The sequence below is a fragment of the Mycobacterium sp. genome, from assembly GCF_019247615.1.
GTDB lineage: Bacteria > Actinomycetota > Actinomycetes > Mycobacteriales > Mycobacteriaceae > Mycobacterium.
In genome coordinates this window covers 1-6942 of the sequence record NZ_JAFBAT010000138.1, presented here as the reverse complement: position 1 = coordinate 6942, position 6942 = coordinate 1, and the positions used below count along the sequence as shown (strand labels likewise).

3 protein-coding genes are annotated in these 6942 nt (G+C 68.5%); all 3 read left to right on the top strand.

Translation table 11 applies throughout. The annotated features are described in order from the left end of the window. Positions 1 to 118 precede the first annotated feature (118 nt). Positions 119 to 1537 carry an argininosuccinate lyase gene (argH, locus tag JO059_RS09190; protein ID WP_293315920.1) on the top strand — a complete coding sequence of 473 codons (1419 nt, stop codon included), beginning with the start codon at positions 119 to 121 and terminating at the stop codon, positions 1535 to 1537. 109 nt (positions 1538 to 1646) lie between these two features. Beyond that, complete coding sequence (locus tag JO059_RS09185) at positions 1647 to 2708, top strand: 3-oxoacyl-[acyl-carrier-protein] synthase III C-terminal domain-containing protein (RefSeq protein WP_293315918.1); 1062 nt, start codon at positions 1647 to 1649, stop codon at positions 2706 to 2708. 28 nt (positions 2709 to 2736) lie between these two features. After that, a partial coding sequence (locus JO059_RS09180) for a beta-ketoacyl synthase N-terminal-like domain-containing protein (RefSeq protein WP_293315916.1) occupies positions 2737 to 6942 on the top strand: 4206 nt, incomplete at its 3' end.

Below are 6942 nucleotides of genomic sequence, written 5' to 3'. Positions count from 1 at the left end.
CTGTCGTCGAAGATCGCCGCCCGCCGGGACCTGCGGTGACTTTGTCCTGGCCACCAGACAGAGAATCGCACCGACACGCGCGACTGAGTGCGATTCTGTGTCTGCTCGCGGTAAAAAAGTGAGCACCAACGAGGGGTCGCTGTGGGGCGGGCGGTTCGCCGACGGTCCGTCCGACGCGCTGACCGCGCTGAGCAAGTCCACGCACTTCGACTGGGTGCTGGCGCCCTACGACATCGTCGCGTCGCGCGCGCACACCGTGATCCTTTTTCGGGCCGGGCTGCTGGACGAGGAGCAACGCGACGGACTGCTGGCCGGATTGGACAGCCTGGCCGAGGATGTTGCCGACGGCAGCTTTACGCCGCTGGTGACCGACGAAGACGTGCACGCCGCGCTGGAGCGTGGCCTGATCGACCGAGTCGGGCCCGAGCTGGGCGGGCGGCTGCGCGCCGGGCGGTCGCGCAACGACCAGGTGGCCACCCTGTTCCGGATGTGGCTGCGTGACGCGGTGCGCCGGGTCGCAGCAGGCGCGCTCGAGGTGGTCGCCGCGCTGGCCGCGCAGGCCGCCGCGCACCCGACGGCCATCATGCCCGGCAAGACCCATCTGCAGTCGGCTCAGCCGATCCTGCTCGCGCACCACCTGCTCGCCCATGCCCACCCCTTGCTGCGCGACGTCGACCGGATCGTCGACTTCGACAAGCGGGCGGCGGTGTCCCCGTACGGCTCGGGGGCGCTGGCCGGCTCGTCGCTGGGTCTGGATCCAGACGCCATCGCCGTGGAACTGGGCTTTGCCGCCGCCGCCGAGAATTCCGTCGACGCGACCGCGGCGCGGGACTTCGCCGCGGAGGCCGCGTTTGTCTTCGCCATGATCGCCGTCGACGTCTCCCGGCTGGCCGAGGACATCATCCTCTGGAGCTCGACGGAATTCGGCTACGTCACCCTGCACGATGCATGGTCCACCGGCAGCTCGATCATGCCGCAGAAAAAGAATCCCGACATCGCCGAACTGGCCCGCGGCAAGGCCGGGCGCCTGATCGGGAACCTGGCCGGGTTGCTGGCGACGTTGAAGGCCCAGCCGCTGGCCTACAACCGCGACCTGCAGGAAGACAAGGAGCCGGTGTTTGACGCGGTGGCCCAGCTGGAGCTGGTGCTGCCGGCGATGGCGGGGCTGGTGGCGAGCCTGACGTTCGACGTCGAGCGGATGGCTGCCCTGGCTCCGGCCGGTTACACCCTGGCCACCGATATCGCGGAATGGCTTGTGCGGCAAGGGGTTCCGTTCCGGTCGGCCCACGAAGCCGCCGGGGCGGCGGTGCGCGCCGCCGAGGACCGCGGCGTTGGGCTCGACGAGCTGACCGACGACGAGTTGGCCGCCGTCAGCCCGGAGCTGACGCCACAGGTGCGTGACGTGCTGACGATCGTGGGCTCGGTGTCGTCCCGCGACGCCAGGGGCGGCACCGCACCGGCTCGCGTCGGCGAGCAGCTCGAGGCTGTCCGGGCCCGCTGCGCCGAGCTCCGGGATCGGCTGGACGCCGGCCACTAAGAGGACTTTTGTTTCCGCCCCCGCTAACCTGGAGCAGGCTAAACTTCCAGCCCTAAGCGATCCCGGTGAACGTTTCGGCCAGGATCTTCGTCACCAAGGGGTGGGCCCGATGAGCGTCATCGCAGGAGTGTTCGGTGCGGTGCCGCCCCACCGCTACTCCCAGCGAGAGCTCACCGATTTCTTCGTCAGCATCCCTGATTTCGAGGGTTACGAAGACATCGTTCGGCAGCTGCACGCCAGCGCCAAGGTCAACAGTCGTCACCTGGTTTTGCCGCTGGAGCGGTATCCGACGCTGACCGACTTCGGGGCGGCGAATCGGATCTTCATCGATAAGGCCGTCGATCTCGGGTGTGAGGCACTGACCGGCGCGCTCGACGAGGCGGGTCTGCGGCCCCGGGATCTCGACGTGCTCGTCACGACGACGGTCACCGGTGTAGCGGCCCCGTCGCTGGATGCGCGGATCGCCCTGAGGCTGGGGTTGCGCGACGACGTGCGGCGGATGCCGCTGTTTGGCCTCGGCTGCGTCGCCGGGGCGGCGGGCGTGGCGCGACTGCACGATTACCTGCGTGGCGCGCGCGACGGCGTGGCGGCCCTGGTCTCCGTCGAGCTTTGCTCGCTGACCTATCCGGGGTACAAGCCGTCGCTGGCCGGGCTGGTCGGCAGCGCGCTGTTTGCCGACGGAGCCGCCGCGGTGGTGGCCGTCGGGGAGCGTCGCGCGGAACGGTTTGGTGCCGAAGGGCCCAGCGTGCTCGATTCGCGAAGTCACCTCTACCCCGACTCGCTGCGAACGATGGGCTACGACGTCGGCAGCGCCGGGTTCGAGCTGGTGCTGTCGCGGGACCTGGCCGACGTCGTCCAGCAGTATCTCGGCCATGACGTCACCGCGTTTCTGGCCGCGCACGGCCTGACGACGACGGATATCGGCGCGTGGGTTAGCCACCCCGGTGGTCCGAAGATCATCGACGCGATCACTAAGACACTTGACCTGCCGCCGCAGGCCCTGGAACTGACCTGGCGTTCGCTCGGTGAGATCGGCAATCTCTCGTCGGCATCGGTTTTGCACGTGCTTCGCGACACGCTCGCCAAACCGCCACCCACCGGAAGTCCGGGGCTGATGATCGCGATGGGGCCGGGATTCTGTTCGGAACTCGTTCTGCTGCGCTGGCATTGACTTGCCGCGCTCGTAATTTTCCCGTCGCATGAACAGTAGCCAAGAAGAGCTCGTCAAGGCCCTCCGGAAGTCCTTGAAGGAAAACGAGCGGCTCAAGCGCGAGAACCGCGAGTACCTTGCTTGGGCTACCGAGCCGGTGGCGGTGGTGGGCATGGCCTGCCGGTACCCGGGCGGGGTGAACTCACCGGAAGACTTGTGGGACATGGTCGTCGAGGGCCGCGATGTGGTCTCGGAATTCCCGACCGATCGTGGCTGGGATTTGGCCGGCCTGTTTGATCCGGATCCCGATGCGGTGGGCAAGTCCTACACCCGGTGCGGCGGGTTCCTTTCCGGCGCTGCCGATTTCGATGCCACGTTCTTCGGGATCGCCCCCAGCGAGGCGCTGGCGATGGATCCGCAGCAGCGCTTGTTGTTGGAGGTGTCCTGGGAGGCGTTGGAGCGGGCCGGAATTGATCCTTTGGCGCTGCGCGGTTCGGCCACGGGGGTGTTCGCCGGGGTGTTCCACGGTTCCTATGGCGGCCAGGGGCGGGTGCCGGGAGACCTGGAAAGGTATGGGCTGCGCGGTTCCACGCTCAGCGTGGCGTCGGGCCGGGTCGCGTATTCGTTGGGGTTGGAAGGCCCGGCGGTGTCGGTGGATACGGCGTGTTCGTCGTCGTTGGTGGCGATGCACTTGGCGGCGCAGTCGTTGCGCTCGGGGGAGTCTGATCTGGCGCTGGCCGGCGGCGTGACGGTCATGGCGACACCGGCGATGTTCATCGAATTCAGCCGGCAGCGGGCGCTGGCATCTGACGGTCGGTGCAAGGCGTACGCCGCCGCCGCCGACGGCACCGGCTTTTCGGAGGGTGTCGGTGTGCTCGTGCTGGAGCGGTTGGCCGATGCGCGGCGCTTGGGGCATTCGGTCCTGGCGCTGCTGCGGGGATCCGCGGTGAATCAGGACGGCGCCTCCAACGGACTGGCGACGCCCAACGGTCCGTCGCAGCAGCGGGTGATCCGGGCGGCGCTGGCCAACGCGCGATTGTGTTCGGCGGACGTGGATCTGGTGGAGGGGCATGGAACGGGAACCACGCTGGGCGATCCGATTGAGGCCCAAGCGCTTCTAGCGACCTACGGGCAGGACCGGCCGGTGGATCGGCCGTTGTGGCTGGGTTCGATCAAATCGAACATGGGGCACACGTCGGCTTCGGCGGGGGTGGCCGGGGTGATCAAGATGGTGCAGGCGATGCGGCATGGCGTGATGCCCAGGACGTTGCACGTGGATGTGCCGACGCCGCATGTGGATTGGTCGGTCGGGGCGGTATCGCTGTTGACCGAATCGCGGGAGTGGCCGGCGGAGGACCGACCGAGGCGCGCCGGGGTGTCGTCGTTCGGGATCAGCGGCACGAATGCGCACATGATTGTGGAGCAGCCGCCGGTGGCGTCGGAAAGCGTTGCGGTGGCGGGTGAAGACGCGACGGGACCGTGGGTGTTGTCGGCGCGGTCTGCCGACGCGCTGGCGAATCAGGCGGCGCGGTTGCTCGCGCACGTTCGCGCCGATCCGGGTTTGCGTGCGGTCGACGTGGGGTGGTCGCTGGTTACGACGCGGTCGCTGTTCGAGCACCGCGCGGTGGTGGTGGGCTCGGATCGGGAGGAGTTGCTGTCGGCGCTGGCCGGGTTGGCTTCCGGCGACCCTGGCGTGGCTGTGGTGACCGGGCGGGCACGGCCGGTGAGCAAGACGGCGTTCGTCTTTCCCGGCCAAGGCTCCCAGTGGGTCGGGATGGGAGCCGAGTTACTCGACACGTCAACGGTATTCGCCGCGCAGCTGCACCGTTGCGCTCATGCGCTGGCCGCGCACGTGGACTGGTCGCTCATTGACGTCGTCCGCGGGGTACCCGGCGCGCCCCGGCTGGACCGGGTGGACGTGGTGCAGCCGGCTCTCTGGGCGGTCATGGTGTCATTGGCGGAGCAGTGGCGCTCGGTCGGTGTGGTGCCCGATGCGGTGATCGGGCATTCGCAGGGCGAGATCGCGGCGGCGTGTGTGGCCGGAGCGCTGTCACTGGGCGACGCCGCCCGGGTGGTGGCTCTGCGCAGCCGGCTGCTGTTGGGCCTGTCGGGTGCGGGCGGCATGGTTTCGGTGGCGTGCGGGCTGTCGCGGGCCGCGGAGTTGGTGAGAGCCTGCGGCAGCGGCCTGAATATCGCTGCTATAAACGGTGTTTCGGCGGTGGTGGTTTCTGGTGACGTGGCCGCGTTGACGGAGTTGATGCACCGGTGCGAGGTCGCCGGCGTTCGAGCCCGCAAGATCGACGTAGACTTCGCGTCGCATTCCGCGCAGGTCGATGCGATCCGCGAACCCCTGCGCGAAGCGCTGGCAGATATCGAGCCGCGGTCTTCCCTGGTTGCGTTCTTCTCAAGCGTGACTGGAGAGCCGATGGCGGGCGCGGCGTTGGATGGTGACTATTGGTTCCGAAGCATCCGACAGACAGTGCAATTCGAGCATGCGGTCCTCAGCGCATGCGATGCCGGATATCGGGTTTTCGTCGAATGCAGTCCACATCCGGCGTTGATCGCCGGCATCGAAGAGACGCTGGCCGGCCGCGCCGGCGTCGGAGAGTCGGTCGTCATTCCCTCTTTGGGTCGCGATGACGGTGGCCTTCAACGGTTTTGGCTGTCGGCCGCGCAGGCGCACGTGGCCGGTGTGCGGGTGGACTGGCGGCAGGCGTTGGCCGGTGGTTGCAGGGTGGACCTACCCACGTATGGGTTTGCGCGCCGGCGGTTCTGGCTGGAGGGCGGATTTGCGGGGTCGGGGGATTTGGTCAGGTTGGGTCTGGCGGCCGCCGAGCATGGTTTGTTGGGGGCGGTGGTGGAGCGGCCCGATTCTGGTGGGGTGGTGTTGACGGGCCGATTATCGACGGTTGCGCAGCCGTGGCTGGCCGATCATGCGGTGGCGGGAACGGTGTTGTTTCCCGGGGCCGGTTTTGTGGAGCTGGTGTTGCGGGCCGGCGATGAGGTCGCCTGTTCGGTGATCGAGGAGTTGACGCTGTCGGCGCCCCTGGTGTTGCCGGTGGCTGGTGGGGTGCGGGTGCAGGTGGTGGTCGGGGCTGCCGGCGAATCTGGGCGGCGGCCGGTGTCGGTGTATTCGTCTGGGGCTCGGCCGGATTCGGAGTGGGTGATGCATGCCGAGGGCCTCCTCGGCGCCGGGCCCGTTTCGCCCGCCGCCGATTTGTCGGTGTGGCCGCCCGTGGGCGCGACCGCGGTGGATGTGACCGGTGGCTACGAGCGGTTGGCTCACCGGGGTTACGGATACGGGCCGGCGTTTCGGGGTTTGCAGGCGATGTGGCGGCGGGGATCTGAGATCTTCGCCGAGGCGGCGTTGCCGGAGGCGGCCGCCGTCACGGCGGGCGCTTTCGGTTTCCATCCGGTGCTATTGGATGCTGCGCTGCATGCCTTGGGCTTGGCGGGCGAACACACGCAAACGCTGGTGCCGTTCTCCTGGCAGCGGGTCGCGTTGCAAGCGGCCAGGGCCATGCGCGCTCGGGTCCGTATCGCACCGACCGGCCCCGGGGAGGTGTCGCTGGAGGTGGCCGACGCGATGGGGCTACCGGTGTTGTCGGTGCGGTCGTTGTCCATGCGCCCGTTGTCGGCTGCGCAGTTGTCGGCCGCGGGCGCTCGCGCCGACGGGTTGTTCGAGGTTGTTTGGTCTCCGGTGGCTCTTGGGCGCAATGTCGTGGCCGATGGTCTGATCGTCTGGGAGCTGGACGATTCTGTGTCGGATGTCGCGCGGTCGGTCCATGCGGCCGCGCATGAGGTTTTGCTTGCGTTGCAGTCCTGGCTGGGCGGTCAGGGCTCCGGGATCTTGGTGATCCTCACGCATGGGGCGGTCGCGCTGGGCGCCGAGGGTGTCTCGGACCTGGCCGGTGCGGCGGTGTGGGGCCTGGTGCGGTCGGCGCAATCCGAGCAGCCTGGTCGGGTGGTGCTCGTTGACTCCGATGGCTCGGTGGAGCTGGGCGCGGCAATCGGCTGCGGCGAGCCGCAATTGGTGATTCGCCGAAGCGTGGTGTATGCGGCGCGGTTGGCGCCGATCGGCGGCGGCTCGGCGCTCATGCTTCCGTCCGGGGAATGGCGGCTGGATGCCGGTAGTGCGGGCACGCTGGAAGACTTGGTGGTCAGCCCCTGTCCGCGGGTGGAGCCGGCGGCCGGGCAGGTACGGGTGGCGGTGGCCGCGGTCGGGGTGAATTTCCGAGACGTGTTGGTGGCGTTG

Excerpts from the sequence above, each read along its gene's own strand:
- JO059_RS09185 (WP_293315918.1), top strand. The coding sequence starts at position 1,647 with ATGAGCGTCATCGCAGGAGTGTTCGGTGCGGTGCCGCCCCACCGCTAC.